General features: G+C 66.5%; 23 protein-coding genes. 14 read left to right on the top strand and 9 right to left on the bottom strand.

Translation table 11 applies throughout. From position 1 onward, the window contains the following. The first annotated feature begins 45 nt into the window (after positions 1–45). The 12 genes from DSM104440_RS17375 to DSM104440_RS17320 are packed head-to-tail and all read left to right on the top strand — an operon-like array spanning position 46 to position 11,152. A complete protein-coding gene (locus DSM104440_RS17375; RefSeq protein WP_171164870.1) occupies positions 46–897 on the top strand; it encodes a MotA/TolQ/ExbB proton channel family protein in 852 nt (283 codons plus the stop codon). Between the two features lie 3 nt (positions 898–900). Beyond that, positions 901–1,329, top strand: a complete 429-nt coding sequence (locus tag DSM104440_RS17370) for an ExbD/TolR family protein (protein ID WP_171164868.1) — start codon at positions 901–903, stop codon at positions 1,327–1,329. A 27-nt stretch (positions 1,330–1,356) separates the two neighbouring features. After that, complete coding sequence (locus DSM104440_RS17365; RefSeq protein WP_171164866.1) at positions 1,357–1,785, top strand: ExbD/TolR family protein; 429 nt, start codon at positions 1,357–1,359, stop codon at positions 1,783–1,785. Between the two features lie 19 nt (positions 1,786–1,804). Beyond that, positions 1,805–3,037: a hypothetical protein gene (locus tag DSM104440_RS17360; RefSeq protein ID WP_171164863.1), complete on the top strand. Its 1,233-nt coding sequence runs from the start codon at positions 1,805–1,807 to the stop codon at positions 3,035–3,037. 34 nt (positions 3,038–3,071) lie between these two features. Continuing rightward, complete coding sequence (locus tag DSM104440_RS17355; RefSeq protein ID WP_171164861.1) at positions 3,072–5,036, top strand: TRAP transporter permease; 1,965 nt, start codon at positions 3,072–3,074, stop codon at positions 5,034–5,036. Further along, the gene (locus DSM104440_RS17350; protein WP_171164859.1) at positions 5,033–6,745 is read left to right on the top strand and encodes an L-aspartate oxidase; all 1,713 of its coding nucleotides are present in this window, start codon (positions 5,033–5,035) and stop codon (positions 6,743–6,745) included. The genes DSM104440_RS17355 and DSM104440_RS17350 overlap by 4 nt, the downstream gene beginning before the upstream one ends. Next, a complete protein-coding gene (locus DSM104440_RS17345) occupies positions 6,742–7,761 on the top strand; it encodes an Ldh family oxidoreductase (RefSeq protein ID WP_171164857.1) in 1,020 nt (339 codons plus the stop codon). The genes DSM104440_RS17350 and DSM104440_RS17345 overlap by 4 nt, the downstream gene beginning before the upstream one ends. Next, positions 7,754–8,236: a methylated-DNA--[protein]-cysteine S-methyltransferase gene (locus DSM104440_RS17340; protein ID WP_171164855.1), complete on the top strand. Its 483-nt coding sequence runs from the start codon at positions 7,754–7,756 to the stop codon at positions 8,234–8,236. Before DSM104440_RS17345 ends, DSM104440_RS17340 begins: the two co-directional genes overlap by 8 nt. Then, the gene (gene xerD, locus DSM104440_RS17335; RefSeq protein WP_171164852.1) at positions 8,214–9,125 is read left to right on the top strand and encodes a site-specific tyrosine recombinase XerD; all 912 of its coding nucleotides are present in this window, start codon (positions 8,214–8,216) and stop codon (positions 9,123–9,125) included. Before DSM104440_RS17340 ends, xerD begins: the two co-directional genes overlap by 23 nt. Then, positions 9,122–9,874: a sulfite exporter TauE/SafE family protein gene (locus DSM104440_RS17330; RefSeq protein ID WP_171164850.1), complete on the top strand. Its 753-nt coding sequence runs from the start codon at positions 9,122–9,124 to the stop codon at positions 9,872–9,874. Before xerD ends, DSM104440_RS17330 begins: the two co-directional genes overlap by 4 nt. Continuing rightward, positions 9,871–10,350, top strand: coding sequence for an aminoacyl-tRNA deacylase (locus DSM104440_RS17325; protein ID WP_171164848.1), 480 nt, complete (start codon positions 9,871–9,873; stop codon positions 10,348–10,350). The genes DSM104440_RS17330 and DSM104440_RS17325 overlap by 4 nt, the downstream gene beginning before the upstream one ends. 31 nt (positions 10,351–10,381) lie before the next feature. Beyond that, positions 10,382–11,152, top strand: a complete 771-nt coding sequence (locus tag DSM104440_RS17320; protein WP_171164846.1) for a BPSS1780 family membrane protein — start codon at positions 10,382–10,384, stop codon at positions 11,150–11,152. Here the strand turns inward: DSM104440_RS17320 and DSM104440_RS17315 are convergent, their stop codons facing one another. Beyond that, entirely contained in the window at positions 11,153–11,503 is a 351-nt protein-coding gene (locus DSM104440_RS17315) for a dihydroneopterin aldolase (RefSeq protein WP_171164844.1), read from the bottom strand. It abuts the gene before it with no gap. 24 nt (positions 11,504–11,527) lie between these two features. On the opposite strand from DSM104440_RS17315, the gene plsY reads away from it, so the two are divergent. Beyond that, positions 11,528–12,139 (top strand): glycerol-3-phosphate 1-O-acyltransferase PlsY, encoded by a 612-nt coding sequence (gene plsY, locus DSM104440_RS17310; protein WP_171164842.1) that lies wholly within the window; start codon positions 11,528–11,530, stop codon positions 12,137–12,139. Further along, positions 12,136–12,726, top strand: coding sequence for a response regulator transcription factor (locus tag DSM104440_RS17305; protein ID WP_171164839.1), 591 nt, complete (start codon positions 12,136–12,138; stop codon positions 12,724–12,726). Before plsY ends, DSM104440_RS17305 begins: the two co-directional genes overlap by 4 nt. Before the next feature lie 3 nt (positions 12,727–12,729). On the opposite strand, the gene DSM104440_RS17300 is transcribed toward DSM104440_RS17305, so the two are convergent. The 8 genes from DSM104440_RS17300 to DSM104440_RS17265 are packed head-to-tail and all read right to left on the bottom strand — an operon-like array spanning position 12,730 to position 21,759. Continuing rightward, positions 12,730–13,098 carry a DUF2784 domain-containing protein gene (locus tag DSM104440_RS17300; protein ID WP_171164837.1) on the bottom strand — a complete coding sequence of 123 codons (369 nt, stop codon included), beginning with the start codon at positions 13,096–13,098 and terminating at the stop codon, positions 12,730–12,732. A gap of 4 nt (positions 13,099–13,102) precedes the next feature. Then, positions 13,103–15,058 carry a S9 family peptidase gene (locus DSM104440_RS17295; protein WP_171164835.1) on the bottom strand — a complete coding sequence of 652 codons (1,956 nt, stop codon included), beginning with the start codon at positions 15,056–15,058 and terminating at the stop codon, positions 13,103–13,105. A gap of 10 nt (positions 15,059–15,068) precedes the next feature. Beyond that, entirely contained in the window at positions 15,069–15,920 is an 852-nt protein-coding gene (locus tag DSM104440_RS17290) for a sulfurtransferase (RefSeq protein WP_171164833.1), read from the bottom strand. Positions 15,921–15,923: 3 nt separating this feature from the next. Then, the gene (locus tag DSM104440_RS17285) at positions 15,924–16,793 is read right to left on the bottom strand and encodes a DMT family transporter (protein WP_246212053.1); all 870 of its coding nucleotides are present in this window, start codon (positions 16,791–16,793) and stop codon (positions 15,924–15,926) included. Continuing rightward, positions 16,790–17,698 carry an N-acetylglucosamine kinase gene (locus DSM104440_RS17280; RefSeq protein ID WP_212758120.1) on the bottom strand — a complete coding sequence of 303 codons (909 nt, stop codon included), beginning with the start codon at positions 17,696–17,698 and terminating at the stop codon, positions 16,790–16,792. The genes DSM104440_RS17285 and DSM104440_RS17280 overlap by 4 nt, the downstream gene beginning before the upstream one ends. Before the next feature lie 4 nt (positions 17,699–17,702). After that, positions 17,703–19,223: a glycoside hydrolase family 10-like protein gene (locus DSM104440_RS17275; RefSeq protein ID WP_171164829.1), complete on the bottom strand. Its 1,521-nt coding sequence runs from the start codon at positions 19,221–19,223 to the stop codon at positions 17,703–17,705. After that, entirely contained in the window at positions 19,205–20,320 is a 1,116-nt protein-coding gene (locus tag DSM104440_RS17270; protein ID WP_212758119.1) for an acyltransferase family protein, read from the bottom strand. The genes DSM104440_RS17275 and DSM104440_RS17270 overlap by 19 nt, the downstream gene beginning before the upstream one ends. Next, positions 20,317–21,759 (bottom strand): sodium:solute symporter, encoded by a 1,443-nt coding sequence (locus DSM104440_RS17265; RefSeq protein WP_246212052.1) that lies wholly within the window; start codon positions 21,757–21,759, stop codon positions 20,317–20,319. Before DSM104440_RS17265 ends, DSM104440_RS17270 begins: the two co-directional genes overlap by 4 nt. Positions 21,760–21,784 lie beyond the last annotated feature (25 nt).

Raw genomic sequence — 21,784 nt, 5'->3', positions numbered from 1 at the left:
GATTGTCAACGTAATCAAGTCACAGGGAATTAATAGGAGAACGTTATGCAACTGATCCGCCGAATCAACGCGCTGCTGGTGGCCCTGGTCATCGCCGCGGCCCCGGCTAGCGTCTTGCTGGTCGCCTCGACCGATGCGGCCGCGCAAGCCACCGAAGCCGCGAAGCCCGCGGATGCGCCCAAGCCCCCGCCCGCGCCCCCCAAGGCCGAGAAGGAGGTCGTGGAGAACCCGTACGGCATGGAAGCCATGTGGAAGCAGGGCGACTTCGTGACGAAGGGCACCCTGATCATCCTCATCATCATGTCGATGGGCAGCTGGTACATCATGTTCGTGAAGGTGTACGAGCAGTTCAAGCTCTTCCGCCAGGCGCGCGGCGTGCTGACCACGTTCTGGTCCGCCGGCTCCGTCCAGGAAGGCATCAGCAGCCTCAAGGAAGGCAGCCCCTTCCGTTTCGTGGCCGAGTCCGGCGTCAAGGCGACCTCGCACCACGAAGGCAAGCTCCTCGAGACGATCGACCTCAACACCTGGGTCACGATGTCCATCCAGCGCGCCGTCGACAACGTGTCGTCGCGCCTGCAGGACGGCCTCGCGTTCCTCGCGACCGTGGGCTCCACCGCCCCGTTCGTCGGCCTCTTCGGCACGGTGTGGGGCATCTACCACGCGCTGACGGCCATCGGCATCGCCGGCCAGGCTTCGATCGACAAGGTCGCGGGCCCGGTGGGTGAGGCGCTGATCATGACGGCCATCGGCCTCGCGGTCGCGGTTCCCGCGGTGCTCGGCTACAACTGGCTCGTGCGCCGCAACAAGGTCGCGCTCGAATACCTGCGCACATTCAGCGCGGACCTGCACCTCGTGCTCGTGAGCGGCAACGCGAAGCGCGCGGCTGGCGCGAGATAAGCCATGGGCGTCACCGTCGGGCAGGATCTCGAGGAGGAGAACGAAGTCATCGTCGCCATCAACACCACGCCCCTCGTGGACGTGATGATGGTGCTGCTGATCATCTTCCTGATCACGATCCCGGTCGTGATTCAGCAGGTGCCGCTCGAGCTGCCGAAGGAGCGCAACCAGCCCAACGAGACCAAGCCGGAAAACATCGTCATCGCGGTGAACAAGGATGGCGACGTGTTCTGGAACCAGGAGCTGGTTCCGGATTCCAAGGCTTTGCTGGAGCGGCTGAAGAAAGTGGCCGTGCTGCAGCCGCAACCCGAGGTCCACATCCGGGGCGATGCCAGCGCGCGTTATGAATCCGTGGGCAGGGTCGTCGCGACCTGCCAGAGGGCGGCAATCCTCAAGATCGGCTTCATCACCGAGCCGCCGCCTCGCGGGTAGTAGCAAATCTTTCAAAGGAATCCGTAAATGGGTATGTCAGTTGGCGGTGGCGGGGACCAGGATCCGAAGGAGATGATCGACATCAACACCACGCCGTTGATCGACGTGATGCTGGTGCTCCTGGTCATGCTCATCATCACGATCCCCATCCAGACGCATGCCGTGAAGCTCAACATGCCGGTCGGCAATCCGCCGCCGCCGCTCGAGCCTCCGACCGTGGTCACGATCGAGATCGACTTCGACGGCACGGTGCTCTGGGATGGCGAGGCGCTCGCCAATCGCGAAACGCTCGATTCGAAGTTCGCCAATGCCGCGCAGATGCCGGTGCAGCCGGAGTTCCACCTGCGCCCGAACAAGCTGGTGAAGTACGGCAACGTGGCCGGCGTCATGGCCTCCGCGCAAAGCCGTGGCATCAGCAAGATCGGCCTGATCGGCGCCGAGCAGTACATCGACTAGTTCGCGGAGAACAACCAGCATGAAACGCACGCCTGTTTTCGGCGCATTGGTTTGCGCACTGTGGATCGCCGCTTTCGGTGCAACCGGCGCCATGGCGCAGGGCAGGGGCGAGGGAGTGCGGCCGGAAGTCGGCAAGCCCCTCCAGGCTGCGCAAGCGCTCATCAAGCAGCGCAAGGGACGCGAGGCCATGGCGGAGATCGCCAAGGCCGAAGCCGTGCCCAGCCGCACGCCGTACGAGAACGACCTGATTGCGCAGATGAAGGCCGCCGCGGCCTCGGCCTCGGGCGACCACGACGCCACGATTCGCGCGAACGAAGCGCTGCTCGCTTCCGGCAAGGTGACCGGGCGCGAAGCGCTGGCCCTCGTCCAGGGCACGGCCGTCGCCTATTACAACAAGAAGGACTACGCCAGCGCCGCGAAGTGGACCCAGCGCTACTTCAAGGACGGCGGCAACGATCCCTCGATGCGCTCGGTGCTGCTGCAGAGCTACTACCTCGGCGGCGACTGCGGCGCGGTGAACAAGATGCTCGCGAGCGTCAGCGAAGAAGGCGGCAACGGCAAGAAGCCGGGCGAAGACGAGCTGCAGATCCTCGCCAACTGCCACCTGAAGAGCAAGGACACCGGCGGTTACGTCCACGCGCTCGAGAAGCTCGTGCAGTACTACCCGAAGAAGGAGTACTGGACCGACCTGCTCAACCGCGTGCAGAAGAAGCCCGGTTTCTCCGATCGCCTCTCGCTCGACGTCTTCCGCCTCAAGTCCGTCACCGGAAATCTCGCCGGCTCGCCCGACTACATGGAGTACGCGCAGCTCGCGCTCCAGGCCGGCTACCCCGCCGAAGCCAAGCAGATCGTCGAGAAGGCCTACGCCGCGAACGTGTTCAGCGACACGACCAAGGAAGCCGAGCGCCAGAAGCGCCTCAAGGCCCTGATCACGAAGGAACTCGAGGACCAGCAAAAGGCCCGCGACCAGGTCGTGAAGGAAGCCGAAGCCGGCAAGGACGGCACCGACCTCGTGAAGGTCGGCGTCAACCTCGTGTACGAGGGCCAGGCCGAGAAGGGCGTGGCGCTCGCCGAGAAGGGCATCAAGAAGGGCGGCCTCAAGCGACCCGAGGATGCGAAGCTGCAGTTGGGCGAGGCCATGGTGCAGAACGGCCAGCGTGCCAAGGGCGTCCAGGTCCTCAAGACCGTGGGCGGCACCGACGGCACCGCCGATCTCGCCCGTCTTTGGGTTCTCTACGCCCAGCGCTCCTGAAAGTCGGTAAAGTCCCCTTGAAACAGGAGGGGACATGTCCGAGGAGAAACTCCCGGCCGGAGAGCTGACCGAAGAGCAGCGCCGGCAGGTCGAGGAATACATCGAAGCGGAAGAAGGTGCGGCCAACCGGTATCGCGGTTGGCTCGCGATCTTCCTCACCGCCGTCGCCGTCGCGACCTCCGCATTCCACCTCTATGCAGCCTACGGAATCGTCCAGGCGGACGTGCTTCGCGGCGTGCACGTCGGGCTCGTGCTGTTCCTCACCTACATGATGTTTCCGGTCGCGAAACGCTTTCGCAACCGGTTGATGCCATGGGACGTCCTGCTCGCGCTGCTGTCGGTCGCCTGCATCGCCTACATGGTTGTGAGTGGCGATGCCTTCCCCGACCGGAACACCGATCCCAACACCTGGGACAAGATCCTCGGTGTCGCGTTGATCCTGCTGGTGATCGAGGCCACGCGCCGCACATCGGGCTGGATCATGCCGATCGTGATCGGTTGCTTCCTCGCCTATGCGATGACCGGCCCGTGGCTGCCCGCGCCGTGGACGCATCGCGGCTACGACATCTCGCGCCTCGTGGGCCACATGTACATGACGCTCGAGGGCATCTTCGGCGTCGCGGTGGATGTCTCGGCGACACTCATCATCCTGTTCACCATCTACGGCGCGTTCCTGCAGTTCTCGGGCGCGGGCAAGTTCTTCCTCGACTTTTCCTTCTCGCTCCTCGGCGGCAAGACCTCGAGCGCCGGCCGCGCGGTCGTGCTCTCGTCATTCCTGCTGGGCGGTCCCTCGGGTTCGGGCGTTGCGACCACGGTGACGATCGGTTCAGTGGCCTATCCGATGCTGAAGCGCGCGGGCTACGAGAAGAACGCCGCGGGCGGGTTGCTCGCCGCGGGTGGCTTGGGGGCCATCCTCTCTCCGCCTGTGCTGGGCGCAGCGGCGTTCCTGATCGCGGAGTTCCTCAAGGTCTCGTACCTCGAAGTGATCAAGATGGCGGTGATCCCCACCGTCCTCTACTACTTCTCGCTGTTCCTGATGGTGGAGCTCGACGCGCGCAAGTACGGCATGAGCAGCACCACGTTCGAGAAGGTGGAGAGCGCGTGGTCGCTTGCGAAGCGCTACTGGTTCCACTTCCTGTCGCTTGCCTCGATCATCATCTTCATGATGTGGGGCTTCTCGCCCACGCTCTCGGTGTTCTGGGCGACGGTGACCGCGTTCGTCGTGAGCTTCCTCGACCGCAGTTCCGCGATGATGCCCAAGCGCTTCATCCAGGCGATGGAAGCGGGCACCACCGGCGTGCTCAACGTCGCGGCGACCTGCGCGGCCGCGGGCCTCATCGTGGGGGTCGTGACGCTCACGGGCCTGGGCCTCAAGTTTTCGTCGATCGTGATCGACTACGCCGGCGGCAGCCTCGCGCTCACCGCGATCTACACCGCGCTCATCGTGTGGATCGTCGGGCTCGCGGTCCCGGTCACGGCCTCGTACATCATCTGCGCGGTGATCGCGGCACCGGCGCTCATAACGCTGGGCGTGCCCGACTTCGCGGCGCACATGTTCATCTTCTACTACGCGCTGCTCTCGGAAGTGTCGCCACCCACCGCGCTCTCGTGCTTTGCCGCGGCCGCCATCACGGGCGGTGATCCCTACAAGACCACGCTGCAGGCGTGGAAGTACACGATGCCCGCGTTCGTCGTGCCGTTCTTCTTCGTGCTCGATCCGCTGGGCGTGGGCCTGCTCCTGAAGCTTCCCAAGGGCGCGGACTGGTTCGCGGTGTCGGGCCTGGTCGTTCTCTCGTTCGTCGCGATCGCCGCGCTCGCCGCCGGCCTGCAGGGGTGGGCGCTCAAGAAGACGACGCTCATCGAGCGCCTGCTGCTGCTCGCGGCGGGAATCCTGGTCCTGATTCCGGCGGGCAACCTCGACTACGTCGGCGTCGGCTTGTTCGTGGTCGCGATCGTCCTGCAAATGCTCCGCAGGGCGCCCGCGCCGAATCCGGCGTGAAGTCGCTGCGCTCGGACGTCCTCATCCTCGGTTCGGGTGGGGCGGGACTCTTCGCCGCATTGCACGCCCGGCGCGCCGCACCTGGCCTCACCGTGGCCATCGCCGTGAAGGGCCTGCTCGGCAAATGCGGCTGCACGCGCATGGTCCAGGGCGGCTACAACGTGGCCCTCGGCGAGGGCGACTCCGTCGAGCGCCACTTCATGGACACGATCGAGGGCGGCAAGTGGCTGCCCGACCAGGACCTCGCCTGGACGCTCGTCACGAAGGCTATCGAGCGCGTGCGCGAGCTCGAGAACGAAGTGGGCTGCTTCTTCGACCGCAATCCGGATGGCACGCTGCACCAGAAGGCGTTCGCCGGCCAGACGTTCGATCGCACCGTGCACAAGGGTGACCTCACCGGCATCGAGATCGTGAACCGGCTCTCGGAGCAGGTCTGGGCATCGGGCGTCACGCGCCTCGAGGAGCACCGCGCCGTGGAGCTGGTGAAGGATGCCGAGGGCAAGGCGCTCGCGGGCGTTCTGCTCATCGACATGCGCAAGGGCGAGTTCGTCTTCGTGCAGACCAAGGCGGTGCTGCTCGCCACCGGCGGCGGGCCGACGATGTACAAGTACCACACGCCCTCGGGCGACAAGAGCTGCGATGGCCTCGCGATGGCGCTGCGCGCGGGCCTAACCTTGCGCGACATGGAGATGGTGCAGTTCCATCCGACGGGCCTCCTCGCCGGCGCCGATACGCGCATGACCGGCACGGTGCTCGAGGAAGGCCTGCGCGGCGCGGGCGGTTACCTGCTCGATGACCAGGGCCGCCGCTTCATGGCCGATTACGATCCGCGCGGCGAGCGTGCCACGCGCGACATCGTCTCGCGCTCGATCCTCGCGGAGATTCGCGCGGGACGCGCAACACCCAACGGCGGCGTGTACCTCTCGATGGGTCACCTCGGCGCCGACAAGGTGCGCGCCGCGTTCAAGGGCATGGTCGATCGCTGCGAGGACTGCGGCTTCGATCTCGCGGGAGGGCGCGTCGAGGTCGTACCCACCGCGCACTACATGATGGGCGGCGTGGAGTTCGATGCGCGCTGCCAGACCTCGCTCACGGGTCTTTTCGCGGCCGGCGAGGACACGGGCGGCGTGCACGGGGCCAACCGCCTCGGCGGCAATGGCGTGGCCAACTCCACCGTCTTCGGCGGCATCGCGGGCGATGCGATGGGCGAGTGGGTCATCCACGAGGGCGCGTGGCGCGAGCCCGATGCCGCGGCGCTCGAAGCGGCGATCGCGCGCGCGCGCTTTCCGCTCGACAAGCCCCGCGGCGACCTCGGTGCACTGCGCGAAGCGTTGCTTTCCCATATGTGGGAGGACGTCGGCATCCTGCGCGACGCCGAGGGGCTCGCGCGCGCCGAAGCGAGCCTTGTATCGATCGCTGACAACCTGCGCGCAATTGGCGTCGCCGGGCAGGACCTTCGCTACAATCTGACCTGGCACGACTGGCTCAACCTCGAAAGCCTCATCACCGTGAGCGGCGCGATTCGCGCGGCAGCCCAGGCGCGGCGCGATTCCCTGGGGGCGCACTTCCGCGCCGACTTTCCCGGCTCGCCACCGCCGAAGGAGGCTGCGTTCTCGCGCGTGCGAATGCACGGAGAGCGTTTCGAGGTCGACTTCGAGCCCGTCGCATTCACTCGCGTGCAACCCGGACAATCGCTCATCACCGCATGACTTCATCCATCCCCTGCAACGACCTCGAACGGCTCATGGTTCGCGCCCTCGAGAAAAGCGGCGCCACGCCCGCGATGGCGGCGGCCACGGCGCGCGCGCTGGCGGCAGCGGAGCTCGAAGGGCTTGCGTCGCATGGTGCATCGCGCATTCCGCAGTACTGCTCGCACCTGAAGAACGGCCGCGCCACGGGCACCGCGGTTCCGGAGGTCGTTCGCAATGGGAAGGCCGCGTGCCTGGTCGATGCGAAGCAGGGCCTCGCGTTCCCGGCTTGTGCACTCGCGGTGAGCGAAGTGATCACGCGCGCGCGCGAGTTCGGCGTGGCGTTCGCCGCGGTCACCAACAGCAATCACTTCGGCGTCGCGGCTTATCACGTGGACCCGATCGCGCAAGCGGGCCTCGTGGGCCTCGCGTTCGGCAACTCGCCCGCGGCGATGCCCGCGTGGGGCGGGCGCCGCGCGCTCTTCGGCACCAATCCCATCGCGGCCACGTTCCCGCGGCGCGACAAGCCCGCGCTCGTGATCGACCTTTCGCTCTCCGAGGTGGCGCGCGGCAAGATCATGGTGGCGGCGCGCGAAGGCCGCGCGATCCCCAACGGCTGGGCGCTCGACAAGGACGGCAATCCGACGACGGATGCGAAGGCCGCGCTCGAGGGCAGCATGCTGCCCGCCGGCGGCGTGAAGGGCGCGATGCTCGCCCTCACCGTGGAGCTGATGGTGTGCGCGCTTTCGGGTGCGGCCTTCGGCTTCGAGTCCGACAGCTTCTTCACCGAGGAAGGCCGGCCCACGCGCATCGGCCAGGCGTTCCTCGCGATCGACCCCGCGGCCCTCGCGGGGCGTGACGTATTTCTCGACCGCGTGGAAACGCTCGTCGCCGCGATGACGGAGGATTCCGGCGTACGCCTGCCCGGAGAGCGCCGCCTCGCCAACCGCGAGCGTGCCGCGCGCGACGGCGTGGGCATCGCACCGGACCTGTTGCTGAAGATCCGCACCCTCGCCGGTGAAGCCGGACATGCCTGAAGCGTTCCAGGCGTGCGTTCGCACGCCTTTCGCGACCGTCGGCATCCGCGCGACCGACAAGCACATCACGCACTTTCGTTTCCTCGCGCCGACCGTCCCGGCGCTTGCCCCGCCGCGCAATTCGCTCGCGTACCTCGCGTGCGTGCAACTGCAGGCCTACCTCGATGATCCGAAGCGCGCCTTCGACCTGCCGCTGCTCATGTCGGGCACGCACCATCGCATCGCCGTGTGGGAGGCGATGTGCCGCATTCCCGCGGGCAAGACACGAACCTACGGCGAGGTCGCCCAGGAGCTGAAGTCCTCGCCGCGCGCCGTCGGTGGCGCGTGCGGCGCCAATCCCCTCCCGATCGTCGTCCCGTGCCATCGCATCGTCGCCGCTTCCGGGCTCGGCGGCTTCATGGGCGCGCGCGACGAAGGGTTCGAGCTCGGCATCAAGCACTGGCTACTCGAGCATGAAGGCGCTTTGCGCGGCTGACCGCGCGCTCCTCGATCGCTTCGGCGATGCGCTGTGGCTCAACGACGGCCTCGCGAAGAACACGCTCGCCGCCTACGGCCGCGACCTCGGGCAATTCTGCCTCTGGATGCGCGCAAACCTCGATCGCGCGCCGCTCGAAGCCGCCGCGCCCGACCTGCAGCGCCACCTCGCCTGGCAGGTTGAAGAGAAGCACGCCAAGCCGCGCACCACCGGACGCCTCGTGTCTTCGCTCAAGCGCTTCTACCAGTTCGCAGTGCGCGAAGGCCTGCGCACCGACGATCCGACGGCGGACCTCGAAGGGCCGAAGCTGCCGCGCTCACTGCCCAAGTCGATGTCGGAGGAAGACGTCGAGTCGCTGCTGGCCGCGCCTTCGACCGAAACCGCGCAGGGCGTTCGTGATCGCGCGATGCTCGAGACCCTTTACGCGAGCGGGCTGCGCGTCTCGGAACTGGTGACGTTGAAGACCGTGCAGGTGAACCTCGACATGAACGTGATTCGCGTGATCGGCAAGGGCTCCAAGGAGCGCATCACGCCGCTCGGGGAAGAGGCCGGAGACTGGATCCGCCGCTACCAGCAGGGCGCGCGCGGCGAGCTGCTCGCCGGCAAGAAGTCCGATGCGCTCTTCATCACCGCGCGCGGCGGGCCGATGACGCGCCAGGCGTTCTGGGGGCTCGTGAAGCGTCACGCGAAAGCTGCCGACATCCGCCAGGCGATCTCGCCCCACACGCTGCGCCACGCGTTCGCGACACACCTTCTCAACCACGGCGCGGACCTGCGCGTCGTGCAGATGCTGCTGGGCCACGCCGATATCTCGACCACGCAGATCTACACGCACGTGGCGCGCGAGCGGTTGAAGGCGCTGCATCGCAAGCACCACCCGCGCGGATGATCGACACCGCGAATCTCTCGCCCTGGCTCTGGCTCGTGGCGCCGCTGGTCGTGATCTTTGCCTATACCGTGTTCGGCATGAGCGGCTTCGGCTCGACCGTCATCTCGGTGCCGCTGCTCGCGCACTTCCTGCCGGTGTCGTACCTCGTACCGCTCATGGTGCTGCTCGACCTGTGCGCCGCGATCTTCGTTGGCTCGAGCGGGCGCCAGCACGTGAGCCGCGAGGAGTTGAAGCGCATCGTGCCGGTGATGTTCGTGGGCTTCGCGCTCGGCGTCACGCTGCTCGTGAAAGTGCCCGAGGGTCCGCTCAAGTTCGCGCTCGGCATGTTCACCGTGATCGTCGGAATCCACGGCATCCTGAACCCCGTCCTGATTCGCACCATCTCGGTGTGGTGGTCGGTCCCCGCGGCACTCCTGGGTGGCGCGATCGCCACGGTGTTCGGCGCAGGCGGCCCGATCTACGCGACGTATCTCTCCGGCCGCCTCAAGGACAAGGCGGCGCTGCGCGCCACCATCTCCACGCTCATCTCGATCTCGGCTTTCTCGCGCGCCATCGTCTACGCGATCGGTGGCCTCCTGCTGCACCTCACGATCCTGGGCGGCATGGTGGTCCTCGCGCCCTTCGTGTGGCTGGGCCTGAGGCTGGGAACCCGTATCCACATCGGTCTCACGCAGGAGCAGATGCGCCGCGCAATCGGCGTGCTGCTCACGATCACGGGGGCGACGCTGCTGATCCGGAGCGTGCTGTGAAGTCCGCAGGCACGCCCGCGACGATCTTCCTCGTGCAGAACGGCGTCGCGTACACCGAGCACTTCTACGAGTATGTCGAGCACGGGGGCACGTCGGTGTCGTCCTCGGCGCTGGGCGTGCCCGAGCACGAAGTCGTGAAGACGCTGGTGATGGAAACCGACCGGGGCGATCCGCTCATCGTCCTGATGCACGGAGACCGGAAGGTCTCGACCAAGGAGCTCGCGCGCGTGGCGGGCGCGAAACGCGTCTTCCCTTGCAAGCCGGAGGTTGCGCAGCGCCATTCGGGCTACCTCGTCGGCGGAACATCTCCCTTCGGCACTCGCAAGCCCATGCCGGTCTACCTCGAGCGCTCCGTCCTCGCGCTGCCGCGCATCTACATCAACGGCGGGCGGCGGGGTTACCTGTTGGGGATGCCGCCCGGCGAACTGGTACGCACCCTCTCGCCCGTGCTTGTTGACGTGGGGCTCCAGGAGTAATCTCGGCGCACATTTCAAAGGGGAGATGTCCATGAGCGCCACGACGCAGGCTGCCAACGATCCGGCCATGCCCAAGCTGTTCCTGCCCGGGGAGACCCTGGGCGCCGGGGCCGGCGTGAGCTGGGTCTCCGAAGGTTGGGATCTCTTCAAGAAGTCGCCCGTGATGTGGATCGTGATGTTCCTGGTCGTGGCCGTCATCGCGGTCGTGCTCGCGTTCATCCCGTTCCTCGGCCAGCTCGCGTTCCAGATCATCACGCCCGTGATCGCCGGGGGATTCGTGATGGCCTGCTGGTCCGTCGAGAACGGCGGGGAGCTCGAGTTCGAGCACCTGTTCGCGGGGTTCAAGCGCAACTTCAAGTCGCTCGCGATCGTGGGCGTGATCTACCTCGTGGCGAGCCTGGTGATCATGGTGATCATGTTCCTTCCCGTGGGACTGTCGATCATTCCCGTGCTGTTCACCGCGGGCGGCGACGCGGATGCGGCCGCGATCGCCCTGGGCACGATGGGCGTGGGGTTCGCGATCAGCGCGCTGATCGCGCTCGGGCTGGGCGTCATGCTTGCTGCGGCCTACTGGTTCGCCCCGGCGCTCGTGATCATGCACGGCTTGAGCCCCATCGATGCGATGAAGGCGAGCTTCTTCGCTTCCTTCCGCAACTTCATCCCGTTCCTCGTCTACGGGATCGTGCTGTGCCTGCTGCTGATTCCGGTGATGCTCACGCTGGGCCTGGGCATCCTCGTGTGGGTGCCGGTGGCGATCGCCTCGAGCTACCGCGCGTACCGGCAGATCTTCACCGAGGAGTGATCAGCGGGAGCGCTCGATCGTGACGCCCACCTTGCGGACGTCGCGGATGTGGCCGAGCTTGGCCACGGAGAGCTTCACCCAGGGCGCGCGGAACTCGCCCGTGATGATCGCGCACAGGTGCTCGGCAAGCGCTTCGAGGAGGTTGAAGCGCTTGTCGGCAAGCTCCTTCGTGATCCGCTCGACGACCTGCCCGTAGTGCACGGTGTCGCCGATGTCGTCGCTCTGGCCGACCTTGGCGCCGGGGATTCCGATCTCGATGTCGAGCTCGAGGGTCTGGGCACGCTGGATCTCCCATTCGTAGATCCCGACCCAGGCCGCGACGCGGAATTCGCGAATGAAAATAGTGTCCATAGGGGCATATTGTAGAGTAACGACATGATGCTTCTCGTCTATGCCGTGGCGGCTTATCTCGTCGGGTCCATCCCCTTCGCGGTCGTGGTGAGCCGCGCGATGGGCCTGCCCGATCCGCGCTCCTACGGCTCGGGAAATCCCGGGACCACCAACGTGCTTCGCTCCGGCTCGCGCATCGCCGCGCTGCTGACACTCGTGGGCGATGCGGCCAAGGGCTGGTTCGCGGTGTGGCTGGCGTTGCACCTGCAACTTCCCGCCGAAGCGGTCGCGGTCGTCGCAGTCGCGGTGTTCCTCGGCCACGTGTTCTCCGTGTGGCTCAGGTTCAAGGGCGGCAAGGGCGTAGCGACCGCCGCGGGCGTCTTGCTGGCGCTCGATTGGCGCGTAGGACTCGCCGTGATCGTGGTCTGGCTCACCGTGGTGGTGGTCAGCCGCTATTCGTCTTTGGGCGCAATTGTCTCTGCCCTGTTCGCTCCGGTCGCGGCATACTATGCCCTCGGCGCGGGGCCTGCTTTCGTGGCCACCCTGGTGATGAGCGCGGTGCTCGTCTGGCGGCACGAAGCCAACATCGGCAAGCTCCTGCGCGGCGAAGAAAGCCGCATCGGCGCGAAAAAAGAAAGCATGGAACAACCCGGATGAGCAGCAAGCCTCCTACCCCTCCCGCCGGCGGCGGCGATTTCGACCTCGACTTCACGAACGTGCAGGAGGCGCCTCCGCCCGAGCCCTCGCCGCAGAAGCTCGAGAACGCGCGCCTCGAAGCGATCAAGGGCCACGAAGAGCTGCATCACGCCGGCTTCTATGTGGCCATGGGCCGCAAGTCCGCGAAGCTCATCCCGCCGCGTGACGGCAGCGACAAGCACACGCTGCTCGTCGTCGAGGACGACCGCACGCTGTCCAAGCTGCTGCAGGAAATCTTTACCACCGCCGGATACAACGTCCGGTTCGCCGCCACGCGCGTGCAGATCAACGCCGAAGTGAATCGCCAGCCGCTCGCCGACCTCATGCTGCTCGACGTGACGCTGCCCGATGCCGACGGCCTCAAGATCCTCGCCAAGCTGCGTTCGCACCCGAAGTACTCGGAGCTTCCCGTGATCATGATGACGGGCCGTGCCGGTGCCGCGGATGTGATGCAGGGCCTCGCCGCGGGCGCGGATGGCTACGTCACCAAGCCATTCAAGATGAGCGCGATGGTCGGCGTCGTGAACGCCGCACTCGGCAAGTCCTGAGGTTTACGCCCCGCGCTTGCGCGGGGGCAGCAGGAACCAGGTGAGCGCCACCGCCAGGCCGAACGCGATGTAGATCGCGTTGAACACCCAGGGCGGCCACTGATAGAAAAGCCAACCGTGGACCCAGCGCGCGATGAAGCCGCGCTCGTCACTGGTGCCGCGCAGGGCGTCTTCCCAGATCGTGAGCGGGCACATGAAGCCGAGCACCGTCTCGATCACGACGAAGGCGATGGCCGCGAGGTGAAGCCCGCGAAACCAGCGGTTGCGCACCCAGCGCCAGCCGAACGCCGCGCCGACCCAGATGGCCGGCAACGACGCCACGACGAACAGGACGAAGGCCGCATGGACGACCAGGATCAGGTCGGCGGCCACGCTTCTACTTGAGCAGCATTGCGCGCGCGAACTCCGTCTGCGCGGCGAACGCGAAGTCCGCGTTGTCGCGCTTCGCGAAGCCGTGTCCCTCGTCCTTCGCCATGAGGAACCACACGGGCGTGCCGGTCTTCTTGAGGGCGGCCACGATCTGCTCGGCCTCGGTGTACGGAACGCGCGGGTCGTTGAAGCCCTGGATCACGAAGAGCGGCTTCTTGATCTCGTTCGCGCGGTTGAGCGGCGAGATGCTCTCGAGGAACTTGCGCATGTCCGGATCGCGCTCGTCGCCGTACTCCACGCGCCGAAGGTCACGGCGATAGGTTTCCGTGCGCTCGAGGAACGTGACGAAGTTGGAGATACCCACCGTGCTGATTGCGCCGGCGATGCGATCGGTGAGCAGCACGGAGGAAGCGAGCGCCATGTAGCCGCCGTAGCTGCCACCAACGACGAGCACCTTGTCGGCATCCAGGTCGGGCTGCGTCTTGATCCAGTCGATGAGCGCGCCGAGGTCCTTCACCGAATCCTCGCGCAGGCGCCCGTTGTCGAGCTTGAGGAAGGTCTTGCCGAAGCCCGTTGATCCGCGCACGTTCGGGAAGATCAGCGCGATGCCCAGGTCGTTGAGGTAGTAGTTGTTGCGCCCGATGAAGCCCGCGCGCGTCTGCCCTTCGGGGCCGCCATGCACCTGGACGACCACCGGCCGCTTGCCCGTGAACTTCGCCGGCGGAGGGTAGTGGAAGCCCGAGATCTCCAGGTTGTCGAAGCTCTTCCACTTGACGAGGCGCGGCTCGGAGAACTCGCTCGTGTTGAGCGCCGGGTTGTTCCCATTGGTCCAGCGCGTGACCTTGTTGGCCTTGAGGTCGTAGGAGAACACGTCACCCGAGGAACGCGCGGAGGTCACCGTGAAGCCCACCTCCTCGGACTTGCGGCGCCAGGAGAGATCCGTGATCACGCCATCGAAGAGCGGCGGGCGTGTGAGCTCCTTGCGCGCGGCCATGTCGAAGAAGCGCAGCACGTGCGAGCCGCGCTCGTTGGTCACGTAGGCGATGCGGTTCGCGTCGAACGAGACCTCGTAGTCGTCGATGTCGAACACGTGCTTGGTGAGCGCGACTTCCTTGCCGGTGGCGAGCGTGATGTACGCGAGCTGCTTGAATTCATTGCCCCGATCGGTCAGGACATAGAGGCCCTTGTTGTCCTTCGACCAGCGCAGCGTGCCGTACCAGACCTGCGTGTCCTTCTGCGGCTTCGTGACCATGCGCCGCTTGCCGGTCGCGACATCCATGATCCACACGTAGCTTTCGTTCGCGCTCTTGTACTCGATGAAGGCCAGTGCCCGGCCATCCTCCGAGAAACGCCAGCCGAACCAACCGCCACCTTCGAGGCGCGCAAGAACCCTCTGCGATTCCGGCTTGAGCGGATCGACCGTGTAGACCGTGGTGCGCGCGATGCGATCGGTGCTCGTCTTGTCGACCGGTTGCGTGGTGAACACGACGCGATCGCCCTTGGGCGACCACGCGAAGCCGCCGGAGCGCTCGCCGTCGGGCGTGATCGGCGTCACCGCCTTGGTGGCGAGATCGAAGCGATAACCGCGAAAGACTTCGTTGCCGCCCGTGCCGCGCGGGAAGAGGAAGTAGTCGCCCGTCGTCGGCTGGTAGGTCGCGCCGTTCACCGCGTCCGGAAAATCGGTGAGCGGCTCGGGCTTGGCGCCCGGCTCGGCCACGCGATGCACCTGGTTCGTGTTGGTGAGCCGCTGGCGAACCAGCATCTCGCGGCGGATCGGATGCCAGCCGAGCAGCAGGCTGGGCTTCACCTCGGAGTACGCCGTGATCTTTTTCGCGACGTCGAGCGGAATCGCCGGCAAGCCATCGACGATGAGGGTGTCCTTGGGCTTGAGGATGTCCTGGCCGAGAGCGGGCAGGGTGGCGACGGCGAGGACTGCAAGTAGCGAGCGCGAGAAGTTGTTCATGTTTATCGGTTCAGTTTGCGTTGTCTTGAGGGCCTTGGGCGACCGGACGCGAAGGATCCGCGCACCACTCGCTCCACGAGCCCGGATAGAGGCGGGAGCCCGCGAGGCCGGCGAGCTCCATGGCGAAAATGTTGTGGCATGCCGTCACGCCCGAGCCGCACAGGTGCACCGCTTGGTCCGGCGTCACGCTGCCGAGGAGCTTCGCGTATTCATCGCGCAGGACATCGGGCGACTTGAAGCGGCCATCGGCGGCGAGATTCTTTTGCCAGAAGCGATTCGCGGTGCCGGGAATGTGGCCCGCGACCGGATCGATCGGCTCGACGCGGCCTTCATAGCGCTCGGTGGCGCGCGCATCGATTACCTTCACGCCAGGCGCGCTGCGCATGACGTTGACGTCGCGCGCGTTGACCGTGGCGCCATCGCGAACGCGCGGCACGAACGAGCCCGCGCGCGGAGGCGGGACGTCCTTCGTGACGGGCCGGCCTTCCTTCACCCACAGCGGGAACTGTCCGTCGAGCACGGCGACCGCGTCGTGACCCAGCCAGCGCAGCAGCCACCACAGGCGCATCGCCCAGTTGCCGCCCATGTCGTCGTAGATCGCGACCTGGCGAGCGGGTGCGAGCCCGCAACAATTGAGCTTCGCGACCAGCGCATCGATGTCGGGCAGCGGATGCCGGCCGTTCTTGCCGGTCTTCACTCCGGAGAGATCGTGGTCGACGTGCATGAAGTACGCGCCCGGAATGTGGCCCTCGGCGTATACGCGCGGTCCGCGAGCCGGGTCCATCAGGTCGTGACGCGTGTCGAAGATGATCCACTCGGGGTCATCCAGGTGCTGCGCAAGTTTTTCAGTGGTGATCAGCATCTCTCAACTTTCGAATCCGGCTTCCTCGATCTGTTCCTTCTTCTCGACACGCATCGCGAGGATACCGCTCGCGATGATGATTCCCATGCCGGCCCACTCCCACGGGCTCAGCACCTCCTGCCAGATCGCCAGTGTAGCGAGGGACGCGAAGACGATGGTCGAGTACGAAAACGAGCCCACCACCAGCGTGTTGCCGGTGCGGTAGGCGCGCGTCATGCAGAGTTGGCCGAGCGTGCCGCAAAGGCCGATGCCGAAGATGATCCAGGCGTTGTCCCACCGAACGGCATGGAAGGTGTCGGTAGCGAGTTGCCACGTGGCGCAGATCACGGTGGAGATCGCGCCGAACCAGAAGACCACCCTCGTATCGGGCTCGCCCAGCCGGCCCAACGTGCGAACGGCGAGGTAGGCCCACGACGCCGTCACGCCCGAGAAGAGGCCGATCATCGCGGCACCCTGCTGGCCGCTGTCGAATGTGGGGCCGAGCAGCATCGCCACACCCGCGAAGCCCAGCATGATGGCGAAGACCAGCCAGGCCGAGAAGCGCTCGCCCAGCACCACCGTCGTGGCGATGGCGAGGAACAGCGGTGAGGTGTAGTTCAGCGTCTGCGCGGTGGCCACCGGAAGCTTCGACAGCGCATAGAAGAAGCCCACGAGCGAGACCGCGCCTCCCACGCCGCGCAAGATGTGCGTACCCAGGTGCGCACTCCAGATCGTTCCGCGCGCCCAGCCGATCATGCCGATCACGACCAGCAGCGTGAATACGGATCGGTAGAACGCCATCTCGGCCGCGCCGAAATGCGTGCTGCCCAGCTTCACGAACACGCCCATCCCCGCGAAGAAGAAGCCCGCGACGAGCATCCACGAGGAGGTCATGCGAGCGCCTTCTTCAGCGCGATGCGTGCGGCGGCGCGTTGGCCTCGGGCGGCGCGGAACGTGAGAGGGAAGTCGGCGGGCAGTGACGAGCGCATCGTCTCCGGAACGAGCGGGTGGAGCTCCGCGGCGCGCCCCGCCAGCACCACGGGCCGCGGCCCGTAGCGTTGCGTCATCGCCTTTGCCAGGCGCGCGAGCTCGACGCCCGCGGCCATGAGGATCTCGCGCGCCGCCGGATCGTCATTCGCGGTCTTCGCTACGGCGAGTGCCAGCCGACCCACCGAGCCGCGGTCGCGCGCATAGATGTACTCGCGCGAGTTCGCCCAGTCCGAACCGCCCACCGCGTCGAAGAGCGCGCACGCCATCGGTGAAGCGCGCCAGCTCCCCGGCGCTTCATCTTCCAGGCGCCACACGCGGCGCATCGCTTCGCGCGCGATCCAGAATCCGCTGCCGCCGTCGTCCACGACGACACCGCGTCCGCCCGCGCGATGCAGCGTGCCCTCGGCGTCGATGAAAGCCGCGACCGAGCCCGTGCCGGCGTAGACCATGTAGCCCTCGCCGGGCGCGAAGAGGTCGAGGTAGGCGATCTCCATGTCGCTCGCGAGCGTGACGTGCGAACCTTCGAGGGCGAACGGTGCGGCGACAAGCCCGCGCAGCGTCTCGATGTTCTCGCCGAAGCCCGTCACGCCGGCGTGCACGCGATGCGGCGTGCCGTGCTTCGCGACGGCCGCGGCGATCTCGGCCATGGCGTCGCGCACGTGGTTGCCCTTGCCCACCTGCAGGGCGCTCATGCCCTGCACCGCGCCCTCGGCCACGATCTCGTCCGGCGCGGCCGCGAGTGCCCAGCGCGTCTCGCTGCCACCGGCATCGATGCCGAGTCCGAACAGGGTTTGTTGCCGGTCGTTCAAGCCTTCACCTCGGTTGGAGCAGGGGTACGGAAACGCGCGTGCTTTCGATGCCGAGCCGCGAGACGGCCGAAACGACGATGGCCTCGAGTGGCGCGCCATTGGACCGGACTGCGATACGAAACTCGCGATCCGTGGCGGGCACGACACGAAACGTCCACGCCGCCCCGTGCCGCATCCAGATCGCCAGCAGCCAGGAACGCTCCGGCGCCGGAGACGCATTCTCCAACAAGATCGACTCCGCGTCGCCGGGCGCAGCGCGAACACGCATGTCCGGCGGCATAGGCGGCGTGTTGTCGAGCCAGGGCGTCGCGGGCACCAGCGCCGGCGTCGCATTGGCCTGCGCGAGGCGATCGCCGATGCCTTTGCGATTCTCCATCAACGCCGCCATGCTGAAGTGGATCTGGCCGGGAACGTTGCGCGAGCGAACCGTGGCGATCTGGTTCGCGATCTCGTCCACGGTCCACGATTTCTCGGTGGCATCGATGCGGCTCGTGAAGAAGCCCGGCCACATGTGGCGGCCCGCCGTGTTTGCCGCGGTCCAGTAGTCGAGGAGCACGCCGAAGGACTGACCCGGCGAGTCGATCGCCCAATAGAGCTGCGGCGCGAGGTAGTCCATCCAGCCGCGCGCGAGCCAAAGCTCCACGTCGGCGTAGAGCTTGTCGTACTGGCTGAAGCCCACGACACCGGCCGGGCGCCGCTCGGGCTTGCCAATGCCGAACGGACTCACCCCGAAACGCACCCACGATTTCTCCCGATGCACCGTGGCGTTGATGCGCTCGACGAGCTGGTTCACGTTGTCGCGGCGCCAGTCTTCGCGCGCGAGCGTGCCGCCCGTGAGCCGGTAACCCACGAACGCGGGCTCGTCGGGAAACTCGATATCGCCGCCACCCGGGGCGGTCTCCGGGTACGGATAGAAGTAGTCGTCGATGTGCACGCCATCGACGTCGTAGCGGCGCACGACGTCCGCGATCACCTCCAGCGTGCGGCGCGCCGCTTCGGGTTCGCCCGGGTCCATCCACAGGTACTCGCCGTAGCTCTTCACGAGCTCGGGAGATGTATTTGCGAGGTGCGTGGCCGCGAGCGCGGATTTCCCCGTCCGATGTTTCGCGCGATAGGGATTGAACCATGCGTGCAGCTCGATGCCGCGGCGGTGCGCCTCGGCGATCCACAGCGCGAGGGGATCGTAGTACGGATCGGGTGCCACGCCTTGCGTGCCGGTGAGGTACTCCGACCACGGCTCGAGGGCGCTTGCATACAGCGCGTCGGCGGCGGGGCGCACTTGCACGATGAGCGCGTTCAAGCCCAGGCGGTGCGCGCGCTCGACGATGCGGACGATCTCTTCCTTCTGTGTTGCGACCGGCAGGCCCGGTTTGCTCGGCCAGTCGATGTTCGCGACCGACGCGACCCACGCCGCGCGAAACTCCCGCGGGGCCGGCGGCGGCCCATCGTCCACGCGCGGCGTGGCGCAACCGGCGAGGTGGAGCACGGCGGCGAACGCCAGGAGCTTCAGGCCTTGATGAACCATCGCTGCCTCCACATGAACCAGGCAACCGCGAACATCACGAGGCTGAAGGCGATCGCGAACGCGAGCGACGCGTTCTCCGGCGTGGCGATCGACGATTGGAACGGCGCATACAGCGGCGCCTTGAGTTTCGCCGCGGCGAGGATGCGGGCCACGAGTCCCGACAGCGCGAAGATGAAGAGGGCGTTCATGCCGAAGATCGTGAGCGGCAGCAACACCCGGCGTGACAAGTCGCGAGGGGATGGGGACGCGCCATCCATCAGTGCGTGGAAGGCGCCGAACGCCACCAGCGACCACCCGGTCATGAACACCGCGTAGGAGGGTGTCCACAGATTCTTGTTGATCGGCATCAGCGCCGCATCGAGCATCAGGCCGACGACAAGTGCCGCGACGCCGGTCGCTGTCAGGCGCGCCGATGTGCCGAGTCCCTCAGCGGCCGTGAGAAGCCAGCGACCCGTCAACACGCCGAAGAGCGTGCTGCCCACGGCGGGCAGCGTGCTCACGAGTCCTTCGGGATCCCACGTCTTCGCTTGCGCCCAGAGGTGGCCGTCGAGGAGCAGGCGATCGAGCCACGCACCGAAATCGCGGCCCGGTACGAGCGCGCCGGCCGCGACCACGCCATCGGGTCCGGGAACGGGAGCGAACAGCATGAGCAGGGTGTAGGCGAGGAACAACGCGACAATCCACGCCGCGACGACCGCCGTGCGAATGTAGATCGCGAGCGGCGCGGCAATCACGATGCAAAGCGCGATACGCTGCAGCACACCGGGGATGCGCACCGTCGAGAGGTCAAAAGCCGGAACGAGATTCAATCCGAGCCCCACGAGGAAGATCACGGCCGCGCGCTTCGCGATCGAACCCATCAGGCGCGGCGGGTCGTCGCCGGCCTTCGTCCGTCGCTCGAGCGAGAGCGCCATCGACACGCCCGCAGCGAACAGGAAAAACGGGAACACGAGATCGGTGAAGGTCCAGCCGTCCCACTTCGCGTGGGCCAGCGGCGCGTAGAGATGGCTCCAGTCCCCGGGGTTGTTGACCAGCACCATGCTTGCGATGGCGAAGCCGCGGAAGGCATCGAGCGAGGCGAGGCGTGGGGTGGTCAAGGCTTTCTCGAAGCGAGCCACAGGCCCGCGAACGTGAGCGCGCCGTTGACGACCAGCATCTCGAGACCGATGCGATAGCCGCCGAAGAGCGCCTTCTGGTTCGCATCGATCCACAGGCAGATCGCGGGCGCGGCCAACGCGACTACCGGCACCCAGCCATCACGGACGCTGCGCCGCGTGAGGATGGCGAAGGCGAAGATACCCAGCAGCGGACCGTATGTGTAGGCAGCCAGCATGAGGATGAGCCCGATCATGCTCGGGTTGTCGGCACGCTTGAACACCAGCAGCAGCGCCATGAAGATCACGGCGAAGGCGATGTGCACGCGCTTGCGGATGCGGGTGCGCGCGGCCTCGTCGAGATCCGCGCGGCGCTTCATGTGCAGGATGTCGATGCAGAAGATGGATGTGAGCGCGGTGATCGCTCCGTCCGCACTGGGGAAGAGTGCCGAGATGAGCGCGATGAGGAACACCAGTTGCACGATCGCGGGCATGTGTTCCAGAACGACCGCGGGCAGGATGCGATCGCCCGCCGCCGTCACGCCCGCCGCGGGCGCGTAGAGGTAGAGCAGCCCGCCCAGATAGAGGAAGAGCAGCACGACGCCCATCATGATCGTGGCCATCACCACGACGTTCTTCTGCGAGTCCGCGAGCGTCTTCACCGAGATGTTCTTCTGCATCATCTCCTGGTCGAGGCCCGTCATGGCGATGGCGATGAACATGCCGGCCACGAACTGCTTGGGAAAGAACGACGCGGCATCCGGCTCCCAGTGGAACACCTTCGCGAGCCCACGCTCCTGCATGCGCGCGACACTCTCGCCGAACGAGAGGTCGAGGCTGGAGAGCATCGCGGCGGAGAGCACGACCAGGCCCAGCAGCATGCACGTGGTCTGCAGCATGTCGGTCCAGACGATCGTTTTCACGCCGCCTTGCAGGGTGTAGGCCACGATCATCGCGACGAAGATCGCCGAGGTCAGCCAGAACGGCACGCCCAGCGCATCGAGGATCGCGACCTGCAGGATGTTCACCACGAGGTAGAGCCGCGCGGTCGCCCCAAGGGTGCGCGAGAGGATGAAGAAGCCGGCACCCGTGCGATGCGAGGCAGGGCCGAGCCGTGCCTCGAGGAAATCGTAGATCGACGTGACGTGATTGCGGTAGTAGACCGGCAGCAGCACGTACGCGATCACGAGGTAACCCGCGAAGAGCCCCAGGACCAGCTGGAAGTACGAGAAGGCGTCGTGCCCCACGGCGCCGGGCACGGACACGAACGTCACGCCCGAGAGCGACGTGCCCACCATGCCGAAGGCCACCACGGCCCAGCGGCTGGAGCGGTTGCCGATGAAGAAGGAATCGCTGTCGGCACCCCGGGAGGTGCGCCATGCGACGACGAGGAGCAACGCGAAGTATCCGCCGACGACGGCGAGCATCAGGAACGGAGGCACCCGCGCATTCTACTGGGCCATTATC

The organism is Usitatibacter palustris (genome assembly GCF_013003985.1).
Classification (GTDB): domain Bacteria; phylum Pseudomonadota; class Gammaproteobacteria; order Burkholderiales; family Usitatibacteraceae; genus Usitatibacter; species Usitatibacter palustris.
This window is presented reverse-complemented; position numbering and strand designations above follow the sequence as displayed.